21 protein-coding genes are annotated in these 20,807 nt (G+C 68.0%); 17 read left to right on the top strand and 4 right to left on the bottom strand.

The features are described 5' to 3' along the window. Positions 1-127 precede the first annotated feature (127 nt). From C1932_RS05255 to C1932_RS05195, 13 genes are all read left to right on the top strand, one after another. Positions 128-778, top strand: a complete 651-nt coding sequence (locus tag C1932_RS05255) for a transposase (RefSeq protein ID WP_108761435.1) — start codon at positions 128-130, stop codon at positions 776-778. Positions 779-833: 55 nt separating this feature from the next. Beyond that, the gene (locus C1932_RS05250; RefSeq protein WP_108761434.1) at positions 834-1,373 is read left to right on the top strand and encodes a GNAT family N-acetyltransferase; all 540 of its coding nucleotides are present in this window, start codon (positions 834-836) and stop codon (positions 1,371-1,373) included. Next, positions 1,370-1,702 carry a non-heme iron oxygenase ferredoxin subunit gene (locus C1932_RS05245; RefSeq protein WP_108761433.1) on the top strand — a complete coding sequence of 111 codons (333 nt, stop codon included), beginning with the start codon at positions 1,370-1,372 and terminating at the stop codon, positions 1,700-1,702. The genes C1932_RS05250 and C1932_RS05245 overlap by 4 nt, the downstream gene beginning before the upstream one ends. A gap of 194 nt (positions 1,703-1,896) precedes the next feature. Continuing rightward, the gene (locus tag C1932_RS05240; RefSeq protein WP_108761432.1) at positions 1,897-2,298 is read left to right on the top strand and encodes a hypothetical protein; all 402 of its coding nucleotides are present in this window, start codon (positions 1,897-1,899) and stop codon (positions 2,296-2,298) included. Between the two features lie 134 nt (positions 2,299-2,432). Further along, positions 2,433-4,757 (top strand): catecholate siderophore receptor Fiu, encoded by a 2,325-nt coding sequence (locus tag C1932_RS05235; RefSeq protein ID WP_108761431.1) that lies wholly within the window; start codon positions 2,433-2,435, stop codon positions 4,755-4,757. 49 nt (positions 4,758-4,806) lie between these two features. Next, positions 4,807-5,484 carry a Fe2+-dependent dioxygenase gene (locus tag C1932_RS05230; RefSeq protein WP_108761430.1) on the top strand — a complete coding sequence of 226 codons (678 nt, stop codon included), beginning with the start codon at positions 4,807-4,809 and terminating at the stop codon, positions 5,482-5,484. Between the two features lie 175 nt (positions 5,485-5,659). After that, the gene (locus tag C1932_RS05225) at positions 5,660-6,052 is read left to right on the top strand and encodes a hypothetical protein (RefSeq protein WP_108761429.1); all 393 of its coding nucleotides are present in this window, start codon (positions 5,660-5,662) and stop codon (positions 6,050-6,052) included. A 144-nt stretch (positions 6,053-6,196) separates the two neighbouring features. After that, positions 6,197-8,623: a TonB-dependent receptor gene (locus C1932_RS05220; protein WP_108761428.1), complete on the top strand. Its 2,427-nt coding sequence runs from the start codon at positions 6,197-6,199 to the stop codon at positions 8,621-8,623. Positions 8,624-8,788: 165 nt separating this feature from the next. After that, positions 8,789-9,427: a PepSY-associated TM helix domain-containing protein gene (locus C1932_RS05215; protein ID WP_108748831.1), complete on the top strand. Its 639-nt coding sequence runs from the start codon at positions 8,789-8,791 to the stop codon at positions 9,425-9,427. Positions 9,428-9,456: 29 nt separating this feature from the next. Further along, positions 9,457-9,975: a DUF2271 domain-containing protein gene (locus C1932_RS05210; protein ID WP_108752396.1), complete on the top strand. Its 519-nt coding sequence runs from the start codon at positions 9,457-9,459 to the stop codon at positions 9,973-9,975. 116 nt (positions 9,976-10,091) lie between these two features. Beyond that, positions 10,092-10,895 (top strand): DUF4198 domain-containing protein, encoded by an 804-nt coding sequence (locus tag C1932_RS05205; RefSeq protein ID WP_108761427.1) that lies wholly within the window; start codon positions 10,092-10,094, stop codon positions 10,893-10,895. A 54-nt stretch (positions 10,896-10,949) separates the two neighbouring features. Then, on the top strand, positions 10,950-11,921 hold the full coding sequence (locus C1932_RS05200) for an FAD:protein FMN transferase (protein WP_108761426.1): 972 nt from the start codon (positions 10,950-10,952) through the stop codon (positions 11,919-11,921). After that, the gene (locus C1932_RS05195) at positions 11,918-13,522 is read left to right on the top strand and encodes a sulfite reductase subunit alpha (protein WP_108761425.1); all 1,605 of its coding nucleotides are present in this window, start codon (positions 11,918-11,920) and stop codon (positions 13,520-13,522) included. Before C1932_RS05200 ends, C1932_RS05195 begins: the two co-directional genes overlap by 4 nt. A 201-nt stretch (positions 13,523-13,723) precedes the next feature. On the opposite strand, the gene C1932_RS05190 is transcribed toward C1932_RS05195, so the two are convergent. From C1932_RS05190 to C1932_RS05175, 4 genes are all read right to left on the bottom strand, one after another. Next, on the bottom strand, positions 13,724-14,329 hold the full coding sequence (locus tag C1932_RS05190) for a HutD family protein (RefSeq protein WP_108763357.1): 606 nt from the start codon (positions 14,327-14,329) through the stop codon (positions 13,724-13,726). 22 nt (positions 14,330-14,351) lie between these two features. After that, on the bottom strand, positions 14,352-15,065 hold the full coding sequence (locus C1932_RS05185; protein WP_108761424.1) for a murein L,D-transpeptidase catalytic domain family protein: 714 nt from the start codon (positions 15,063-15,065) through the stop codon (positions 14,352-14,354). 17 nt (positions 15,066-15,082) lie between these two features. Next, on the bottom strand, positions 15,083-16,159 hold the full coding sequence (locus C1932_RS05180) for a L,D-transpeptidase (RefSeq protein ID WP_108761423.1): 1,077 nt from the start codon (positions 16,157-16,159) through the stop codon (positions 15,083-15,085). Positions 16,160-16,494: 335 nt separating this feature from the next. Next, positions 16,495-16,890, bottom strand: a complete 396-nt coding sequence (locus tag C1932_RS05175; RefSeq protein WP_234412307.1) for a helix-hairpin-helix domain-containing protein — start codon at positions 16,888-16,890, stop codon at positions 16,495-16,497. A gap of 129 nt (positions 16,891-17,019) precedes the next feature. Here C1932_RS05175 and C1932_RS05170 point away from each other — a divergent pair, with 129 nt between their 5' ends. From C1932_RS05170 to murU, 4 genes are all read left to right on the top strand, one after another. Continuing rightward, positions 17,020-18,513, top strand: coding sequence for a M20 family metallopeptidase (locus C1932_RS05170; RefSeq protein WP_108761422.1), 1,494 nt, complete (start codon positions 17,020-17,022; stop codon positions 18,511-18,513). Positions 18,514-18,583: 70 nt separating this feature from the next. Beyond that, on the top strand, positions 18,584-18,853 hold the full coding sequence (locus C1932_RS05165; RefSeq protein WP_108761421.1) for a GlsB/YeaQ/YmgE family stress response membrane protein: 270 nt from the start codon (positions 18,584-18,586) through the stop codon (positions 18,851-18,853). A 55-nt stretch (positions 18,854-18,908) separates the two neighbouring features. Next, on the top strand, positions 18,909-19,934 hold the full coding sequence (locus C1932_RS05160; RefSeq protein WP_108761420.1) for a phosphotransferase: 1,026 nt from the start codon (positions 18,909-18,911) through the stop codon (positions 19,932-19,934). After that, positions 19,931-20,641, top strand: a complete 711-nt coding sequence (murU, locus tag C1932_RS05155; RefSeq protein WP_108761419.1) for an N-acetylmuramate alpha-1-phosphate uridylyltransferase MurU — start codon at positions 19,931-19,933, stop codon at positions 20,639-20,641. The genes C1932_RS05160 and murU overlap by 4 nt, the downstream gene beginning before the upstream one ends. Positions 20,642-20,807 lie beyond the last annotated feature (166 nt).

Below are 20,807 nucleotides of genomic sequence, written 5' to 3'. Positions count from 1 at the left end.
TGACCCCAACGCCCTACCCACCGTTGCGTAGTCGACCGACTGTCACGCATGCCGCGTTGGCGGATGCTCGGGGTCAGATCCCTTCGCACAGCGAAGGGCTCTGACCCCTTGGCTTCCGGAGACCCCCATGCCACGGCCACGTCGTATTGATGCCCCCGGCTACCCGCAACACGTCGTCCAGCGTGGCAACAATCGCCAAGCCGTTTTCTTCAGCAACCGTGACCCCGCGCTATATCTGGGCCTGCTTCGCGATTGCGCGAACGAACACCGCTGCAGCATTCACGCCTATGTGCTGATGGGCAACCACGTCCACCTGCTGGTGACGCCCGACGCCCCCGGCGGGATGTCACGGATGATGCAGGCAGTGAACCGCACCTACGTGCGCCATGTAAATGAGCGTGAACGCCGCACTGGCAGCCTCTGGGAAGGGCGTTTCCATTCCACTGTGATTGATGCGGATCGGTATCTGCTCGCCTGCCAGCGCTACATCGAGCTCAACCCGGTGCGGGCGGGGATGGTTGCGCATCCAGGGGACTATCGCTGGTCGAGCTATCGTGCCAATGCGCAAGGCCGGGCGAATGCGTTGCTCGTGCCGCATTCTGCGTTTGAGCTCATTGCCGCTGATGTGGAATCGCGGCGCTGCCGCTATGCCGAGTTCATCGATCAGGGCGTCCCGGCGGGTGACCTGGCGGTGATGCGGCGGGCGCTGCAGTCGCAGCGGCGGTTGACGGAGCCACTGGTGGGGTCAGAGCCCTTTCGCGCTGCGAAAGGGATCTGACCCCGGGGGACCCCGGACCATTTGCGGGCGCCCCCACCCCACCTAGAATGGCGGCATGAGCACCCTGACTTTCCGCGCCGCGACGCCGGCCGACATCCCCGCCCTGATCACCCTGGTCACCTCCGCCTACCGTGGCGATGCCAGCCGCGTGGGCTGGACCACCGAGGCCGACCTGCTGGACGGTGCCCGCATCGACGCCAAGGGCATCCAGGCCGACCTGGACCGCCCGCGCTCGACCATCCTGCTGGCCGAACGCGAGGGCCGCCTGGTGGCCTGCGCCCACGTCGCCGATGTCGACGGCAAGGGCTACTTCGGCATGTTCTCGGTCGACCCGGCCCAGCAGGGGGGTGGCGTCGGCAAGCAGCTGATGGAAGCGGCCGAAGCCCATGCCGCGCGCGAGTGGCAGCTGCCGGTCATGCAGATGACGGTGATCGACGTGCGCGACGAACTGATCGCCTTCTACGAGCGCCGCGGCTACCAGCGCACCGGCATCAAGAAGCCCTTCCCCTATGGCGACGAACGCTTCGGCATTCCCAAGCGCGACGACCTGCGCTTTGAAATCCTGGAAAAGCCGCTGGCCGGGGCATCGGCATGAGCCAGGCCTGGACCTTCGTCTGCGCCGGCGCGGAACTGCTGCCGGGTGAAATGAAGAGCGTGTTCGACGAGGTGACCGGCACGCCCATCGTCGTGTTCAACCTGGACGGCGAACTGTACGCGCTGGAAGACCAGTGCACCCACGAGGAATTCGAACTGTCCTCGGGTGAGTTCAACACCAGCGAAGGCAGCATCGAATGCGTGCTGCATGGCGCGCGGTTCGACGTGCGCGATGGTCGCGCCCTGTGTGCCCCGGCCTACACCGCCGTGCCGAAGTTTCCGGTGAAACGCGAGCACGACGCGATCTGGACCCGCGACGACCGCGATTGACCCAGCAAGGCGTTGCGCGCCCCGGCGCGCGAACGCCCACCCGGGTAGCGGACTGAGCCCGCACCGGCCGCCAGAGGCCCGCCAGGCCGCGCCAGGCCCGTTCAGAAACGCCCGCCAACTCCGCAGATGCGAATCATTATCGTTGGTGTTATTCTGCGCGCCTCGTTCGTAACGGTTTGTAACGCCATCGCGCCATGGCTTTGCCTGCGGCCACCGCCACGCTGTGCCAGCTTGCCCGCCAGGGGGGGCCGCTGCTTGCCGCAGCGCTGCTGACCCTGCTGCTGGGCTGGTCGGCCCTGCATGAGGGCCGGGGCGCGGCGGCACCGTCGATGATGGCGGCCTCGCCAGCCACTCTGCTGGACAGCGCACCGCACGCGCCCGATGGCGGCCTGCCCCCGGACGAGCCCCTGCCGCGCAGCGAAGCGCCGACCGAAGGTGGGCCCGAAGACGAACCCCTGCCGCCTGCGCAGCTCTGCCAGCGCACGCCGCCGGTCGCGCCGCCGCACACCACGGTCGTCCCGGCAGTCACCACGGCGGTCGCCACCCGCAACCGGCGCCAGCCGCCCTCGCACGCGCCTCCGGCCACCCTGGCCTGATCGCGGCACGCTCGCGCGCGCTTCGCCGCCTCCTCGTTTCCCGCCCGCCTCCGCGGTGCGCGCGTTCCTGTTCCCGCCCTCGTTCCCGCCCCTGTCGCGCACGCGCCGACGGCCCATTCCTGTCTTTCATTCCCATGCCCACGAGCCCCATCAAGAGCCGCAAGCACGCCACCCCGCTTCGTTCCCTGCCGCTGGCCACCCTGGCCGCCGGCCTCGGCCTGGCCACCCTGCCCGCGCTGGCCCACGCCGAAGCGGCCGACAACGTACGCACCTTGGACAAGATCGACGTGCACGCCACGCGCGGCTACAAGGTCGACAAGGTGGCCTCGCCGAAGTTCACCCAGCGCCTGCAGGACACCCCGCAGACCATCCAAGTCATCACCAGCGACCTGTTCAACCAGCAGGGCGCCACCACGCTGACCGAGGCGCTGCGCAACAGCCCCGGCGTGGGCACCTTCTACGCTGGTGAGAACGGCAACACCACCACCGGCGATGCGCTGTTCATGCGCGGCTTCGACACCTCCAACAGCCTGTACGTGGACGGCGTGCGCGACCTGGGCTCGATCTCCCGCGATGTGTTCAACATCGAACAGGTGGAAGTGACCAAGGGCCCGGCCGGCACCGACAATGGTCGTTCGGCACCGACCGGTGCGATCAACCTGGTCAGCAAGCAGGCCAACCTGCAGGACGCCACCTCGGCCAGCATTTCGCTGGGCAGCGACCAGCAGCGCCGCACCACCGCCGACTGGAACCAGTCGCTGGGCGCCACCAGCGCGCTGCGCATCAACGGCATGTGGCAGGACAGCGACCAGCCCGGCCGCGACCACGTGCAGAACAAGCGCTGGGGCATCGCACCCTCGCTGGCCTTCGGCCTGGGCACCGCGACCCGTTACTACCTCAACCTGCTGTACGTGAAGCAGGACAACGTGCCCGATGGTGGCGTGCCCACCCTGGGCCTGCCGGGCTGGACCACGCAGCCGACCCTGGAAGCACTGGCCGGGCACCCGGTCGATCCGGAAAACTTCTACGGCACCCGCGCCGACCACGATGACGTGACCGCGCAGATGGCCACCTTCCGTTTCGAGCACCACTTCAACGACAGCGTGCGCCTGACCAATGCCGCGCGCTGGGGCCGCACCGAACAGGACTACCTGCTCACCGCCTTCATGGGCACCGGCGTGCGCGGCGCGGGCGGCCGCCCGACCGGCAACATCACCTACACCAACCCGGCCGACCTCTCCAGCTACGCCATCGCGCGCAGCCTGCCGACCTTCAAGGATCAGCGCAATACGATCCTCACCGATCAGCTGAACCTGCGCGCGGACTTCGCCACCGGCGCGGTCGGCCACGCACTCAGCGCCGGCCTGGAATTCACCCGCGAAGAACTGGACAGCTACGGCCAGGCCGCCACCGCCGGCACCAGCTGGCCGGCCGCCAACCTGTACGACCCGGACTGGAACGTCAGCGGTCTGAACTGGGCGCACAACGGTGCCGACGCGCACGGCAAGACCACCACCTCCTCGGTCTACCTGTTCGACACCCTCTCCTTCGGTGAAAGCTTCCTGCTGACCGCCGGCGTGCGCGCCGACCACTACAGGACCGAGTACGCCAGCGCGTCGGTGTGTGGCGGTCGTGGCGGCCCGGTGTGCGGCAGCAACCCCACCGGCACCGTGCTGCGCAACCCCACCCTGGAAGCCAGCGACACCCTGCTGAACTGGAAGCTGGGCGCGCTATACAAGGTGGGCGACACGGTCAGCCTGTACGCAAACTACGCCATTTCCCAGCAGCCGCCGGGCGGCGCCAACTTCCAGCTGAGCAGCTCGGCCAGCAGCGCCGACAACCCCAAGCTGGACCCGCAGAAGGCCAAGACCTTCGAAGTGGGCAGCAAGTGGGGCTTCATGGATGACGCACTGGCGGTGAACCTGGCGCTGTTCCAGACCGACGTGGACAACGAGATCAACACCACCGTGCTGGACGATGCCGGCAACCCCACCCAGACCGGCAGCAAGCGGGTGAAGGGCGTGGAACTGTCGGCGGTCGGCCGGGTGACCCAGAACTGGTCGGTCAGCGCCGGCTTCAGCCATCTGGATACCGAAGTGAAGGAAGGCGCGAAGGTGGCCGCCGACGGCACCACCAACCTGACCTACACCCCGGACGATACGTTCACCGGCTGGACCAGCTACGTGCTGCCGTACGGCATCACCGTGGGCGGTGGCGTGCGCTACGCTGCCGGCATGCACCGCGGCACCGATGGCGCGGTGGGCACCCCGTCGTTCACCAAGTCCTATGCGGTGTACGACGCCATGGTCTCGTGGGACGTGAACGAGCACGTGTCGCTGCGCTTGAACGGCTACAACCTGTTCGACAAGCAGTACGTGGCCAGCATCAACAAGAGCGGCTACCGTTACACCCCGGGGGCACCGCGCACCTTCCTGCTCAGCGCGGACATCCGCTTCTGATGCAGCGCGCGGGGGAGCCCGTCTCCCCCGCGCCTTTCGAGGAACCGCCATGCTGCTGCATATTCCGCAGGTCCTGTCTTCCGACGATGTCGCCCAGCTGCGGCAGCGCCTGGATGCGGCCGACTGGGCCGATGGCCGCGAAACGGTGGGCGTGCAGGGCGCGCGGGTAAAGCACAACCAGCAGTTGCCCGATGCATCGCCGTTGAAAGCCGAACTGGGCAGCATCGTGCTGGCCGCGCTGCAGCGCCACCCGCTGTTCTTCGCCGCGGCCCTGCCGCTGAAGATCCTGCCGCCACGCTTCAACCGTTACACCGGCGGCGGCACCTACGGCTTCCACGTGGACGGCGCGGTGATGAACCTGGCCCACGGCGAGCAGCTGCGCTCGGACATTTCCTGCACCCTGTTCCTGTCCGCCCCCGAGGAGTACGACGGTGGCGAACTGGTGATCAGCGATACCTACGGCGAACACGAAGTGAAGCTGCCCGCCGGTGACCTGATCGTCTACCCGTCCAGCAGCCTGCACCAGGTCACTCCGGTCACCCGCGGCGCGCGCGTGGCCTCGTTCTTCTGGGTGCAGAGCATGATCCGCGACGACGCCCAGCGCCGCCTGCTGTGGGAAATGGATACTTCCATCGAGCGCCTGCGGCAGACCAGCGCCGACCCCGGTACCGTGCTGCAGCTGACCGGCGTCTACCACAACCTGCTGCGGCGCTGGAGCGAGGTCTGAGCGATCAGCCCGGCGCGCACGCACATCTGACAATCATTCTCATTTGCAACTGCTAACCGCTCTCATTACAATCACGCCCCGTTGACGCCGGCGGTTCCGGCCGTTCCCAGGGTTGCCCATCTTGCTTGGCCCGCTTCGCCCCCGCCCGCTTCGCCATGTGCAGCTTGGTACCGCCATGCGCGGCCGCCGGCCTGCACTGGCCAGCCTGTTGGCGTGGATCGCGATGCTGGCGTTGCTGCTGGGCACCCTGCCGCTGTTGCCGGTTGCCCACGCGGGCCTGGCCCAGGCGCAGCAGCAGCCGCTGGAAGAGCGTGGCGGTGAGCGCGCGGCGCACGAAGAGGCCCCGGCCAAGCTGCGCCGTTGCGCTGCAACCCCGCAGAAGACAACCGACACGTCGCCGCCCCTGCTGCTGGCCCGCCAGTGGCTGCACAGCGAACTGCAGTTGATCCCCACCCCGCCGGCGCATGCCGTCGCGCAGACGGACTGGCCACTGGCCGCTCCGGACACGCCCTGGGCCGACGCGCCCGGGCGTCGCCAGCAACGCGGGCAGGCGCCGCCGCTGGCCTGATCCCCGGCCCTGGCTGACCGCATCGGCGGTACAGCCGGCGCGCCGCTGCGTGTTCGTTCCCTGCCGCCCCTGACCGGGCATTCCTGCCGTCACCGCGCCTGCCGCGCGGCTCAGCGCGCGCTCGCATCCTTCGAGGTTCCTGCCATGGCCCAGCGCCATCGTGTTCGTTCGTCCCTGTCCCGCCACCTGCTGACCAGCGCCGTGCTGGCGGCCTTCACCGCCCCTGCCTACGCCAACGGTGCCGCCGCCGGCGCACCGCAGACCCTGGATACCGTGGTGGTCACCGCCTCGGGCTTCGAACAGAAGATCACCGACGCCCCGGCCAGCATTTCCGTCATCACCCAGGAAGAGCTGACCACCCGCCCCTACATGACCCTGCTGGACGCGGTGCGCGACCTGGAAGGCGTGGACGTGGGCGAAACCCGCGACAAGACCGGCCAGGGCACCATTTCCATGCGTGGCATGGGCTCGGATTACACGCTGATCCTGGTCAACGGCCGCCGCCAGAACAACCACGGCGACATCTACCCGAACAACTTCGGCGGCAACCAGTTCAACCACATCCCGCCGCTGGATGCGATCGAGCGCATCGAAGTGATCCGCGGCCCGGCCTCCACCCTGTACGGCGCCGATGCCATGGGCGGCGTCATCAACATCATCACCAAGCGCTCGCTGGACCGCTGGAGCGGCTCGGCCACGCTGGGCGGTACCTTCGAAACCGACGACCAGTTCGGTGATGACCGCACCGCCGATGTCTACGTGACCGGCCCGCTGGTGCCCAACGTGCTGAACCTGTCGGCGCGCGCCAGCTGGTACGACCGCGATGCCTCCAACCCGGTGTACAGCCCGGTGCTCGACCCCAGCGGCGTGGCCCATGACCGCTCGCTGGGCTTCGGTGGCGGCGGCAAGACCGTGGACAACACCAACAAGGCCGGCGGCATCAGCCTGGACTGGAACATCAGCGATGCCCAGCGCCTGACCCTGGACTACGACACCTCACGCCAGGAGTACGACAACGCGATCAAGATCAACGACGCCGGCGAAGAGGAATACCCGGTCGGCACCGTGGACAGCATCAGCAGCATCTGGCGCAGCAGCAACTTCTGCCGCGGTGCCAGCGGCGCCAATGCCAACGCCTGCCGCAACAACGGCGGCACCTGGTCGCGCCGCGCCGATCCGCGCGTGGGCTACAGCCCCAGCCAGGAATTCACCCGCGATGCCTGGGCGATCACCCATGAAGGCCGCTGGGGCTTTGGCAACAGCCTGGTTTCGCTTTCGCACGTGGCCACCAACAACGATGGGCGCACCATGCCCTTCACCGTGGCCGAGCGCGTGCAGCTGCTGCAGATGATCGACGCCACCGGTCCGTATGCCGGGCTGCCGCTGGCCGAGCGCCGCGCGCTGGCCGAATCGACTTTCCTGCCGCGCCCGGCGCGCACCCTGGAAAGCGAGCAGTACACCCTGGATGCGAAGCTGGACATTCCGTTTCAGGCCGCCGGCCAGCACGTGGCCGTGGTCGGCGCGCAGGTGATCCGCGGTGAACTGACCGACGGCGTGTTCGGTACCGAACGCGGCACGCCGGGCCTGAGCCAGGACCACAACATGTACTCGCTGTTCGCCGAGGACACCTGGACCGTGCTGGCACCGCTGGCGATCACCTACGGCCTGCGATACGACGACCATGAAGTGTTCGGCGACCAGCTCAGCCCGCGCCTGTACGGCGTGTACACCGTCAACGAAGCCTGGACGGTGAAGGGTGGCATCAGCACCGGCTTCAAGACACCCAAGACCACCCAGCTGTACGACGGTGTGATCGGTTTCGGTGGCCAGGGCACCTCGCCCATGTTCGGCAACCCCGACCTGAAGCCGGAAACCAGCACCAGCACCGAACTGGCCGTCTACTGGCAGCACCCAGCCGGGCACAGCTTCAACGCCACCGCCTTCCACAACCGCTTCGACGACAAGATCGCCTCGCAGCCCTGTGGTGCGGCGCTGACCCTGTCGTGCAGCTCCACTGGTGAATATGCCGACCTGGGCTATGCCAGCAGCACCCGCACGGTGAACATCGACGAGGTGGTGATCCAGGGTGCCGAAGTGGCCGGACGCTGGAACATCAGCGATCAGTTCAGCCTGCGCGCCAACTACACCTTCACCGACAGCGAGCAGAAGAGCGGCGCCGAAAAGGGGCGGCCGCTGGGCAACAGCGCGCGGCACATGGCCAACGCCACCTTCGACTGGCGCGCCAGCGACCGCTTCAACGTGTTCCTGACTGCCGAAGCACGCTCCAAGCGCTATGGCGGCATCAGCACGGTGACCGGCCAGGAACGCTACTACAAGGATTACACCGTGCTGCACCTGGGCGCCTCGTTCGAGGCCACCGAGTGGCTGACGGTGAACGCGCGCATCAACAACCTGCTGGACCGCGACTTCACCACCTACCAGACCTTCTTCACCGATCTGGACGGTGACGGCATCTACACCGATGACACCAACGAAGTGCTGTTCGAGGACGACTACAACAACAAGGACAAGGCCCGCAGCGTCTGGGTCAGCCTGAACTTCCGCTTCTGAGTGGCGGCACCCACCGCCCTGCTCTGGTGGGTGCCAACCTTGGTCGGCACCGCTCCATCCACGCATGGCGTGGATCTACCCGCGCGGGATACACAACGACACCTAATTGCGAGCCATTCTCATTAATGCTGTAATGGGTGGTCTTCACCTGCCCCGAAAAACACCGTGAGCCGTCCTGCCTCGTCCACCGTGCAGCAGCAACAGAGCCGTGGCTTCTGGCTGCGTACCCTGCACCAGTGGCACTGGATCAGCTCGGCGGTGTGCCTGATCGGCATGCTGCTGTTCGCGGCCACCGGCCTGACCCTGAACCATGCGGCGAAGATCGAAGCCAAGCCGCAGGTGCAGAACCAGCAGCTGGAACTGCCGCAGGCACTGCTGGCCCAGCTGGGCACGCGCGAAGACGGCAACGCGCCGATCCCGCGCCCGGCGCGGCAGTGGCTGGACCAGCAGCTGGGCATCGCCATCGGCGGCCGACCGGCCGAATGGTCGCCCGAAGAAATCTATCTGTCGCTGCCGCGCCCCGGCGGCGATGCCTGGTTGAGCATCGACCGCGAAACCGGCGCCGTGGAATACGAATCCACCTCGCGCGGCGTGGTGTCCTACCTCAACGACCTGCACAAGGGCCGCAATGCCGGCCCGGCCTGGGGCTGGTTCCTGGACCTGTTCGCGGTGGCCTGCCTGGTGTTCTGCATCACCGGCCTGTTCCTGCTGCACCTGCATGCGCGGCAGCGGCGCATGACTTGGCCGCTGGTCGGCCTGGGCCTGATGATTCCGCTGCTGATCGCCCTGCTGCTGATCCACTGACTTCCATCCGTTCCCTTCGGAGCCGCCCCATGCGCGTCACCCTCACCATCGCCCTCAGCGGCCTGCTGGCCACCAGCCCCGCCTACGCCACCACGCTGGACATCAACGTTGAAGTGCCCAAGCTCAACGTGGCCGAATACCACCGCCCGTACGTGGCGGTGTGGCTGGAAGGAGCCGACCAGAAGGTCGCCGCCAACCTGTCGGTCTGGTACCAGCAGACCAGCAACAGCGAAGGCCACGGCACCAAGTGGCTGCCCGACCTGCGCCAGTGGTGGCGCAAGAGCGGCCGCACCCTGCAGGTGCCGGTGGACGGCGTGACCGGCCCCACCCGCCCAGCCGGCAAGCACGCGCTGTCGTTCACCGACAAGCAGCCGGCGCTGAAGCAGCTGGCCCCCGGCAACTACACCCTGGTGGTGGAAGCGGTGCGCGAAGTGGGCGGCCGCGAACTGCTGAAGATCCCCTTCACGTGGCCGGCCACCGCCGCACAGAACGGCAAGGCGCAGGGCGCCACCGAACTGGGCCTGGTCACCCTGGCCGTGAAGCCCTGATTCCCCTTTCCGGGGTCAGAGCCCTTCCTGCGGAAGGGATCCGACCCCGGGGTCGGATCCCTTTCCAGCGGAAAGGGCTCTGCCCCCCCCCACCCAACGTCCCTGGAGTCTTCCGCATGAAGCGCACGCTCGTCCTAGCCGCCGCCCTGGCCGCTGCTCTTCCGTTCTCCGCCCTGGCCCACAAGGCCTGGCTGCTGCCCTCGCAGACCGTGATTGCCGGCAACGCGCCGTGGATCACCGTCGATGGCGCCGTGTCCAACGACCTGTTCTATTTCAACCACGTGCCGCTGCGCCTGGAATCGCTGGTGATCACCGCGCCGGACGGCAGCACCGTGCAGCCGCAGAACGCGGCCACCGGCAAGTACCGCAGCGTGTTCGACATCGAACTGAAGCAGCAGGGCACCTACCGCATCGCCTCGGTGAACGATGGCCTGTTCGCCACCTACGAACTGAACGGCGAGCGCAAGCGCTGGCGCGGCACCGCCGCCACCTTCGGCGAACTGCCCAAGGATGCGAAGAAGCTGGAAGTAAGCCAGTCGGTGGGCCGGGTGGAAACCTTCGTCACCAACGGCGCGCCGAACGACACCGCACTGAAGCCGACCAACCGCGGCATCGAACTGGTGGCCGTCGGCCACCCCAACGATCTGTTCGCCGGTGAGCAATCGACCTTCCGCGTGCTGGTCGATGGCAAGCCGGCCGCCGGCCTGGACTTCGAGATCGTGCGCGGCGCCACCCGCTACCGCAATGCGCAGGACGAACTGAAGGTGACCAGCGACGCCAAGGGCGAGATCAAGGTGACCTGGCCGGAAGCCGGCATGTACTGGCTGGAAACCGGCACCGAGGACAACAAGACCTCGGTGAAGCAGGCCGCCAAGCGCCGCCTGAGCTACGTCGCTACGCTGGAAGTCCTGCCGCAGTAACCACATCGCGGCGGTGCCGGGAAGCTTCGGGTGCCGCCGCCTGCACCGCCTGACATGACCGATATCCTGCTCGACATCGCCCGCCTGGGTGGCACCACCATGGGCACCACCTGGAGCGTTTCGCTGGTTGCGCCGCGCCAGCGTGACCTGCACCCGCTGCATGCAGGCATCCAGGCCCGCCTGGACGACGTGGTCGCGCAGATGAGCACGTGGGAACCCGGTTCCGACCTGAGCCGCTACAACCGCGCGCCGGCGGGCCAGTACTGCGTGCTGCCGGCTGAAACCCGCCACGTGCTGGCCTGTGCGCAGGCCATCGCCACCGCCAGCGACGGCGCCTTCGATCCCACGGTGGGCCCGCTGGTGGCGCTGTGGGGCTTCGGCGCGCATGCCGGTCCACGCGCCTTGCCCAGCACCGATGTGCTGCAGGCCACGCGCGCGCGCTGTGGCTGGCAGCGCCTGCAGTGGCAGGGCGACGCGCTGCTGCAACCGGGCAGGCTGGAACTGGACCTGTCGGCGATTGCCAAAGGCTTCGGCGTGGATCATGTCGCAGCGTGGCTGCGCAGCCAGCAGATCGATGCGGCGCTGATCGAAGTGGGCGGCGAGCTGGCCGGCTATGGCCACAAGCCCGACGGCCAACCGTGGCGCGTGCTGGTGGAATCGGCGCCGGAAGAAGATGCCGCCAGCGAGCTTCCGCCGCGCGTGCTGGCGCTGCACGGCAAGGCGGTAGCCACCTCGGGCGACCGCTGGCACCAGTACAGCACTGATGGCCAAGCCTACAGCCACAGCCTGGACCCGCGCACCGGCATGCCGGTACGCCAGGTCGCCGCGGCCGTGACCGTGGTGGCCGACGATGCTATGCACGCCGACGCCTGGGCCACCGCGCTCACCGTGCTGGGCCAGACCGCCGGCATGGCACTGGCCGAGCGCGAGGGGCTGGCCGTGCGTTATCTGCTGCGCAGTACCGGCGGCCCACAGGAACATCTGAGCAGCGCCTTCCAGCGCCTGCTGGACGAGCAGGCCGCATGAGCCGCCGTCCCTCGCGCGCACTGCTGGGAAATCTACTGGTGCTGGCGCTGCTGGCCGTGGCCGCCATCGCCCTGCTGCGCCTGCACCTGGGGGAAACCTGGTGGCAGGGCGCACCGACGCCGCGCCATTGGCATGCCGCGCTGATCGCCCTGGTGCTGTACGCGCTGGCCTGCACCGCGGTGTGGTGGCGCGGCCGCCGCCGCGACCACCGCAGCGCCGATGGTGCCGCACCCTTGCTGCTGGTCTGGTCCAGCCAGACCGGCTTTGCCCGCGAGCTGGCCGAACGCAGCGCCGAGGCCCTGCGCGCGGCCGGGCTGCCAGTGCGCCTGCGCGGCCTGCATGAAGTGGATGGCACCCTGCTGGCCGACAGCACCCGTGTGCTGTTCATTGCCAGCACCACCGGAGAAGGTGATGCGCCCGACCATGCCCTGCCCTTCCTGCGCGGCGCGATGAGCGCCTCGCCTGCATTGGGCCACCTGCACTACGGCGTGCTGGCACTGGGCGACCGCAGCTATGGGCACTTCTGTGCCTTCGGCCACCAGCTCGATACGTGGTTGCGCCAGCACGGTGCGCATCCGATGTTCGATGTCGTCGAGGTCGACAATGCCGACCCGGCCGCACTGCGCCACTGGCAGCAGTTGCTGGGGCAGATCGGCGGCGGTGCCAGCGAACTGCCCGACTGGAGCCCGGCCGAATATCAGCCGTGGACGCTGCTGCAGCGCGCGCACCTCAATCCGGGCAGCCTGGGCGGGCCGGTGTACTGGCTGCGCCTGCAGCCGCCGGCGGGCAGCGATGCCCTGTGGCAGGCCGGCGACATCGCCGAAGTCGGCCCGCAGCACGCCGCGCACAGCACGCGCGACTGGCTGCAGTCGAACGGCTTCGATCCGGCTTTGGTGCTGGACGACGGACAGACCCTGCTCGACCGCGTTGCGCGTTCGCATCTGCCGAACCTGGTGACACCCGGCGACCTGCCCGGCCTGCTGGCGGCACTGCAGCCACTGCCGCATCGTGAGTATTCCATCGCATCGGTGATGGCCGACGGTGCGCTGGAACTGCTGCTGCGCCGCCAGCTGCGTGCCGACGGTACAGCGGGCATCGGCAGTGGCTGGCTGTGCGACCACGCCGCCATCGGCGAACCGGTGCAACTGCGCCTGCGCCGCAACGACAACTTCCATGGCGTGGCCGCCGACGTGCCCCTGCTGCTGATCGGCAATGGCACCGGCATCGCCGGCCTGCGCGCGCACCTGCACGAACGCGCCCGCGCAGGTGCGCAACGCACCTGGCTGCTGTTCGGCGAACGCTCGGCCGCGCACGATTTCCACTTCGGCGACGAACTGCAGGCGATGCAGGGCAACGGTACGCTGCAGCGGCTGGATGCGGTGTTCAGCCGTGATGGCGGCGCGCACCGCTACGTACAGGACCGGCTGCTGGCCGAAGTGGCAACGCTGCGGCAGTGGGTCGATGAAGGCGCCACCATCCTGGTCTGCGGCAGCCTGCAGGGCATGGCCCCGGCGGTGGATGCGGTGATCGAGCAGGTACTGGGTGCCGAGGGCAAGGAAGCACTGCTGCTGGCCGGCCGCTACCGCCGCGACGTGTATTGAGGGGTCGGATCCCTTTCCGCAGGAAAGGGCTCTGACCCCCATCCACGCATCGCGTGGATCTACCACTGCGACGGGGTCGGATCCCTTTCCGCAGGAAAGGGCTCTGACCCCATCCACGCATGGCGTGGATCTACCACTGCGGCGGGGTCGGATCCCTTTCCGCACGAAAGGGCTCTGACCCCATCCACGCATTGCCCGGCCTTACCCGGCGCTCGTCACCCGTATCGCCAACAACTCACCACCGCCCTGCAACGCGTGGCGCTGGCGCTCACCGGCGGCCAACCACGCGGTATCCCCGGCCTGCAACGGCGGCAGCCCGCTCTCCGCGCCGAACTCGGCATGCCCGGCCAGCAGGTACAGTGCCCAGGCCACGCCCGGTTCGCAGAAGAAGAACATCGATCCCACCAGCGGCCGGTGCAGCAGCTCGGCCTGCAGCACATCGCGCTGCCACATCAGGTTGAAATCGTGAGTGGGGCCATCCACCAGTTCCCCCTGCAGCGTCTGCTCGCCTGCAAAGCGCACGCGCCCGTGCGGCGGCAGCACCTCGGCCACATGGCCATCTTCGAAGCGCAATCGCACGCCGTTGCCGTGCAGCAGCACCAGTTCGCGCTCCACCCCGGGAAACGCCGAAAACGCGGCATCCTGCTCGATCTCGGCCACCGACAGGCGCAGCGCCCAATCATCGCCGTGTGCCGGCAGGCGCAGGATCTCGCGGGTCCAGCCCAGACCATTGCGCCAGCGTTCGCGGCGGTAGTCCAGGCTGGAAATCACCTGGCTCGGGGTGTGCAGCAGGGAATCGGTGTCCATGCCCGCATTGTAGGTGCGTGCGTCAGCTCGCGCCGCCACAGCCACCGTCCAGCAGCTTGGAATGTTTCAGCCAGTCCGGATCGGGGTAGTAGGCAAACACCAGGGCGCCACCGCGCAGCGAATCGATCAGCGGCCGCGATACCGACAGCCGCACCGCCGGGCAGCCCAGGCTGCGGCCCAGTCGCCCCTGCAGCCGCGCCACGGTCGGGTTCACGTAGGGCGCACCGTGGATCACGATCGCGCGATCACGGGCCAGGTCGTTGTAGCCCGGCTCCAGCCCATCCAGGCGCAGCGAATAGCCGTTGCCGCCCATGTAGGTCTCCTTCGCAGTGAAGGCCCCGATGCTGGACATGAAGCTGCCATCGCGGTTGGAGAAATGTTCGGTGCGATTGCCACCGCTGTTGCGCCCGTGGGCCACCCACTCCTCGAACAGCAGGCGCTGGCGTGCCAGGTCGAACACCCACAGCCGCTGCTCGGTGGACGGCCGCGAGTAATCAATCACCGCCAGTCGTTGGCCGCTGACGCCCAGTTCGGGTCGCTGCAGGGAACAACGCAGTGCCGTTGCCGCCAGCTTCAGGACCTGGCGGTCGGCATTGGGCGCGGTGCGTGCCAGCAGCGCGGTCAGGTCTTCGGTGCTGGCGGTGGCCGCCGCCGGCGGTGTGGCGGCAGAGGCCGCACCGGCCAGGATCGCCAGCAGGCCGCCAGCGGCCCGCCAGCACGTGCGTGAAACGTTCATGGGTGACGGCAATCTGCTCAGGACTTCTTCGACGTGGGCGCGGCCGGCTCCGATTCCAACACCGGCTGCATGCCCGATTCAGCCGCGCTTGGGCGTACCGCCGGCAGCGAGGTCACCAGCAGGGTCGTACCGGGCACCAGCACCTGGTACAGCTGGTGGGCGAAATCGGCCGGCAGCGCCATCGGCAGCGAAGGCGTGGCCAGCAGGTCCGGCGTGGCCTGCGCGCTGTCCTGGCCCAGCAGCGGATACGCCGTCCACTGGTGCAACCGCTGCTGTGCATCCAGCGGGCTGGGCGTATCGCTGTAGCCCTGCCCCATCACGAACAGCGTGGTGCCCTGGAACGCCGGCAAGGCGTCAGCACGCAGCGGCGATTCGCCGATCATCACCCCATCGCGCAGCACATACAGGCGCTGGTCCTGCAGGCTGACCAGGATGCCGACCTGGCCGGCAGGCGCGGCGGCATCGTTCCACCACGCCGCGGCAGCGCTGCCTGCTTCGCCGTCCGGCAGCGCCTGGCCCTTGGCATTCACCGGCGCCAGCACGGCCGGGTAGGCCAACGTCATCGGCGCGCTCTTGGCATCGGCCACCACCACCGTGTCGCCGCGCTGGGTGGCACTGAACAGTTTCTGCGCGAAGGCCTGCGGCAGGCGCACGCAGCCGTGCGAGGCCGGGTGACCGGGCAGGCTGCCGCCGTGCAGGGCAATGCCGTCCCAGGTCAGCCGCTGCATGTAGGGCATGGGCGCGCTGTTGTAGAGGTTGGAGCGGTGGTCCTTGTCCTTCTGCAGGATGGTGAACACACCGGTGGGCGTTTCGTGCCCGGTCTTGCCCGAGCTGATCGTGCTCAGCCCGATCGCGATGCCGTTGCGGTACACATAGGCGCGCTGCTCATCCAGGCTGACCACCAGCACGATCGGGCCGGACGGCGAGATTTCCGGGTGCCACAGATATTCGCCGGGCTTCAGATCGGTCGGCCCGCGCACCTCGGCGCTGGCAGGAGCAGTGGCCGTTGCAGCTGCGGGCGTGGCCGCGCTGACCGCACTGGTGGCGCAGGCCAGGGCAAGCGCCAACGGCAACGCAAGACGATGAAGGGACATCCGGTGGCTCCATTCCATGGGGAGCCCCCACGCTACACCATCGCCACGTCGTGGCCGTGCGCAGAAAAAGAAATTGCCCGGCGACACCACCATGTGTCGTACCGGGCAATCGTCACGTCCCTGTCGGCCTGCTGCCATTCCCCGCGTCCTGCGGTATGGGAATGGTGCGTCCTGCACGCGGCCGCGTCTGTCCTGTTTGTATCTCAGCCCCTTCCACAGGTCTGTGATGCCACCATCCTGGTGATTGGTGTCGCCTCCGTGCGACGGTCGGTGGTCACGGCCTTCCTGTCCGCGACCAGTGAACCAGCCTCCTGCCGGTTCCGACGATCCTGATGTCATCGCCTGGGTACGGTTCGCACCGGTACCGATCCGGGTACCGGATCCGCGGGCAACAGCCTGTTGCCGACGGTGATCCGCTGTCGATTCCGTTCAACGATTCCTGTCCCTATCCCCTTCACCTGCGCCAGATCCTCTACGCGGTGAAACGGGCCGTGTGTGCGCCGGTGCTCGACGATTGCCGCAGCCTTCCTGGCCCCGACCATCGACAGTCCCTGCTGCAGCGCCTGGGCATCGGCCCGGTTGATGTCGATGGGCTCGGCGGCTTGCGCCCCCAGCATCCACATTCCCAGCACCAGCGCCCTTAACACGACACTCCAAGGCACGACGTGTATCTCCTTGTGGTTCTGGCCGTCCCGACCGGCAATCCCGTCGGCCGAAACAGTGTCCGTCACCACATGTGCACAGCCTATCGGTTTCACAGATTTCTAAAAGCCAGCCAACTACCCGACGTCGTGTAGGAAAAACCCTACCCCCATCACAGGCGTAGAATGCGCGGATCAGCCATGCAACCGGAGTTTCAGATGGACAGCGCCAAGCTCGGCCAATTCGTCAATGAAAAGTGGGACAGCGAAATCGTCCCGCAGTTGGTCGACTACATCCGCATTCCCAACAAGTCGCCGATGTTCGACGCCAATTGGGTGCAGAACGGCTACATGGAGCAGGCGGTCACCCTGATGGAAAACTGGGCAAAGGCCCAGCAGCTGCCCGGCCTGAAGGTCGAAGTGGTCCGCCTGGAAGGCCGTACCCCGCTGATTTTCCTGGAAATTCCGTCCACCGGCGCGGAAACCGGCGACGACACCATCCTGCTCTACGGTCACCTGGACAAGCAGCCGGAAATGACCGGCTGGGACGACGACCTGGGCCCGTGGACCCCGGTGCTGCGCGGCGACAAGCTGTACGGCCGCGGTGGCGCCGATGACGGCTACGCCATCTTCGGCTCGCTGGCTGCCGTGCTGGCCCTGCAGGCCCAGGGCCTGCCGCACGCGCGCTGCGTGGTGCTGATCGAAGCCTGCGAAGAATCGGGCAGCTACGATCTGCCGGCCTACGTCGACCATCTGGCCGACCGCATCGGCAAGCCGTCGCTGGTGGTCTGCCTGGATTCGGGCTGCGCCAACTACGACCAGCTGTGGTGCACCACCTCGCTGCGCGGCCTGACCGGCGGCAACTTCACTGTGAAGGTGCTCAACGAAGGCGTGCATTCCGGCGATGCCTCCGGCGTGATCCCGTCCAGCTTCCGCCTGCTGCGCCAGATCCTGTCGCGCATCGAGGACCAGGACACCGGTCGCATCCTGATCGACGGCATGAACGTGGAGATCCCGGCCGAGCGCCAGGAACAGGCCAAGCGCGCCGCCGAAGTGGTCGATACCGAGATCTTCGAGAAATTCCCGATGGTCGACGGCCTGCGTCCGATGAACGACGACCTGGCCGAGCTGGTGCTCAACCGCACCTGGCGCCCGGCCCTGTCGGTCACCGGCATCGGCGGCATGCCGCCGCTGGAATCGGCCGGCAACGTGCTGCGCCCGCAGACCTCGGTGAAGCTGTCGCTGCGCCTGCCGCCCACCGCCGACGGCAAGACCTGCGGCGAACTGCTGAAGGAAGCGCTGCTGCGCGACCCGCCGAACGGCGCACAGGTCACCCTGGACCTGGAAAAGGCCTCCACCGGCTGGAACGCCCCGGCCATGGCGCCGTGGCTGACCCAGGCCATCGACGATGCCAGCCAGGCCTTCTTCGGCAAGCCGGCCATGTACATGGGCGAAGGCGGCTCGATCCCGTTCATGGGCATGCTGGGCGAGAAGTTCCCGGGCGCCCAGTTCATGATCACCGGCGTGCTCGGCCCGCACTCCAACGCCCACGGCCCGAACGAGTTCCTGCACATTCCGATGGGCAAGAAGGTCACCGCCTGCGTGTCCAAGGTCATCAGCGAACACTACGCTGCCAGCCTGCGCGGCGAGACCAGCGGTTCGCCGGTGGCCGCCGACAGTGGCACCCGCCACGGCGACCACGGCTGCTGCTGATCGCGGCACACCGTGACGGACGCAGCCTGGCCTTGCTAGGCTGCGTCCACCCCCAGCGGAAACCACGCGCATGAATGGTCTTTTCGGCAGCAGCAGCTGGTTGTACATCCTGCTGGTCGGCCTCTTCGTCGGCCTGCTCGGGCGCTTCTTCATGCCCGGCAACAACCGCATGGGCTGCCTGCTGACCATCGTGCTGGGCATCGTCGGTGCGCTGGTGGCCGGATGGTTCGGCCAGTACATGGGCTGGTACCGCCCCGGCGAGCCGGCCGGCTTCCTCGGTGCCGTGGTCGGCGCGGTGGCCGTGCTGGCCCTGATGCGCCTGTTCAGCCCACGCCGCTGATCCCCCTTTTCTCTTTCCTGAGCGTGGCGCGCCTGGCGCGCCCGGAACCGCCTGCATGACAGAACCTGCTTCCGATCCCCAGCGCAGCGCGCAGCGCCTGCAGTGGGCCCGCACCCAGCTGGACGACGCCCACGCGGTGGTCGAACGCGCTTCGGTCGATGCCGGCCTGCGCAGCTACTGGCGCACCACCAGCACGCGCGGCAGCCACATCGTGATGGATGCCCCGCCCGGCCTGGAAGATCCGCAGCCCTGGCTGCGCATGCGCGGGCTGCTGCACGACCACGGCCTGCGCGTGCCCGGGCTGCTGGCCCAGGACCTGGACGCCGGCTTCCTGCTGCTGGAAGACCTGGGCGGGCCGACCCTGGCCAAGGTGCTGGACGAACGCAATGCCGATGCCTGGTTCGAGCGCTCGATCGACCAGCTGCTGCGCCTGCAGGCCATTGCCGTACCCGAGGATTTCGGCCACTTCGGTGAGGCCCTGCTGCAACGCGATGCCGGCCTGTTCGAAGAATGGTTCCTGCAGCGCCACCTGGGCATCACCCTGGACTGTGGCGAAGCCGAAGCACTGCAGCTGGTGCAGCGCCGGCTGATGGACAACGCGCTGGGCCAGGCGCAGCTGATGACCCATCGCGACTACATGCCGCGCAACCTGATGCCGGTGGACGACGGCCCGGCCATCCTCGACTTCCAGGATCTGGTGCGGGGCCCGATCGCCTACGACGCGGTCAGTCTGTTCAAGGACGCCTTCCTGAGCTGGCCGCTGCCGCGCGTGGACGGCTGGCTGGCGCTGTACCACCAGCGCGCGCAGGCGGCCGGCCTGCCGGTGCCCGACCGCACCACCTTCCTGCGCGACGCCGACTGGATGGGCGTGCAGCGCCACCTGAAGTGCCTGGGCATCTTCAGCCGCCTGCGCTACCGCGACAACAAGGGCCACTACCTGGACGATGCACCGCGCTTCATTACCTACCTGGATGAAGTGCTGCCGCGCTACCCGCAGCTGGACGGCCTGCGCCGGCTGATGGACGAACAGGTCAAGCCGGCGCTGCTGGACCAGGCCGCGCCACTGCGGTTCGCCCGATGAAGGCACTGATCTTCGCCGCCGGCCTGGGCGAGCGCATGCGTCCGCTCACCCTGCATACGCCCAAGCCGCTGCTTGCAGTGGCCGGCAAACCGCTGATCGTCTGGCACCTGGAACGCCTGGCGGCGCTGGGCGTACGCGAGGTGGTGGTCAACACCGCCTGGCTGGCCGAGCAGTTCCCGGCCACGCTGGGCGATGGCAGCCAATGGGGCCTGCGCCTGCATTTCGTGCACGAAGGCGCTACGCCGCTGGAAACCGGTGGCGGCATCCTTAACGCCCTGCCGCAGCTGGGTGATGCACCGTTCCTGGTGGTGAACGGCGATATCTGGACTGATTTCGATTTCGCCACGCTGCCGCGCGAGCCGCAGGGCCAGGCGCACCTGGTGCTGGTGGACAACCCCACGCAGCACCCGCAGGGCGATTACCGGCTGGATGCGCAGGGCCTGCTGCACCACGACCGTACCGGGCCGTGCCTGACCTATGCCGGCATCGGCGTGTACCGGCCATCGATCGTGGCCGACTGGCGCGCGGTGATCGGCGATGCCGCGGGCAGCGAGCGGGTGCCGCCGAAGTTCTCGGTGGTCCCGCTGCAGAAGCATTTCATGGCCCAGGGATTGATGACAGGACAGCACCATCGCGGGCGCTGGACCGACGTCGGCACGGTCGATCGCCTGCACGCGCTGGACGCGGAGTTGACCGCCAACGGCTGAGCCCCTCGTGGCTGGTCGCCTGATCGGTAGAGTCGAGCTTGCTCGACTGCAAAGCCGCGCCTGGCCGGGCGGGGTGGGTTCGCGGGGGACGCCGTAAACCCTTCCATGGGGGCTTGGCCGCGGCATCCATGCCGCGGACACCCCCGCGAACCCACCCCGTCCGGCC

Source organism: Stenotrophomonas sp. YAU14D1_LEIMI4_1, from assembly GCF_003086815.1.
Taxonomy (GTDB): Bacteria; Pseudomonadota; Gammaproteobacteria; order Xanthomonadales; family Xanthomonadaceae; genus Stenotrophomonas.
Note: the sequence above shows the minus strand (reverse complement) of the source record. Positions and strands in the feature narration are given on the sequence as shown.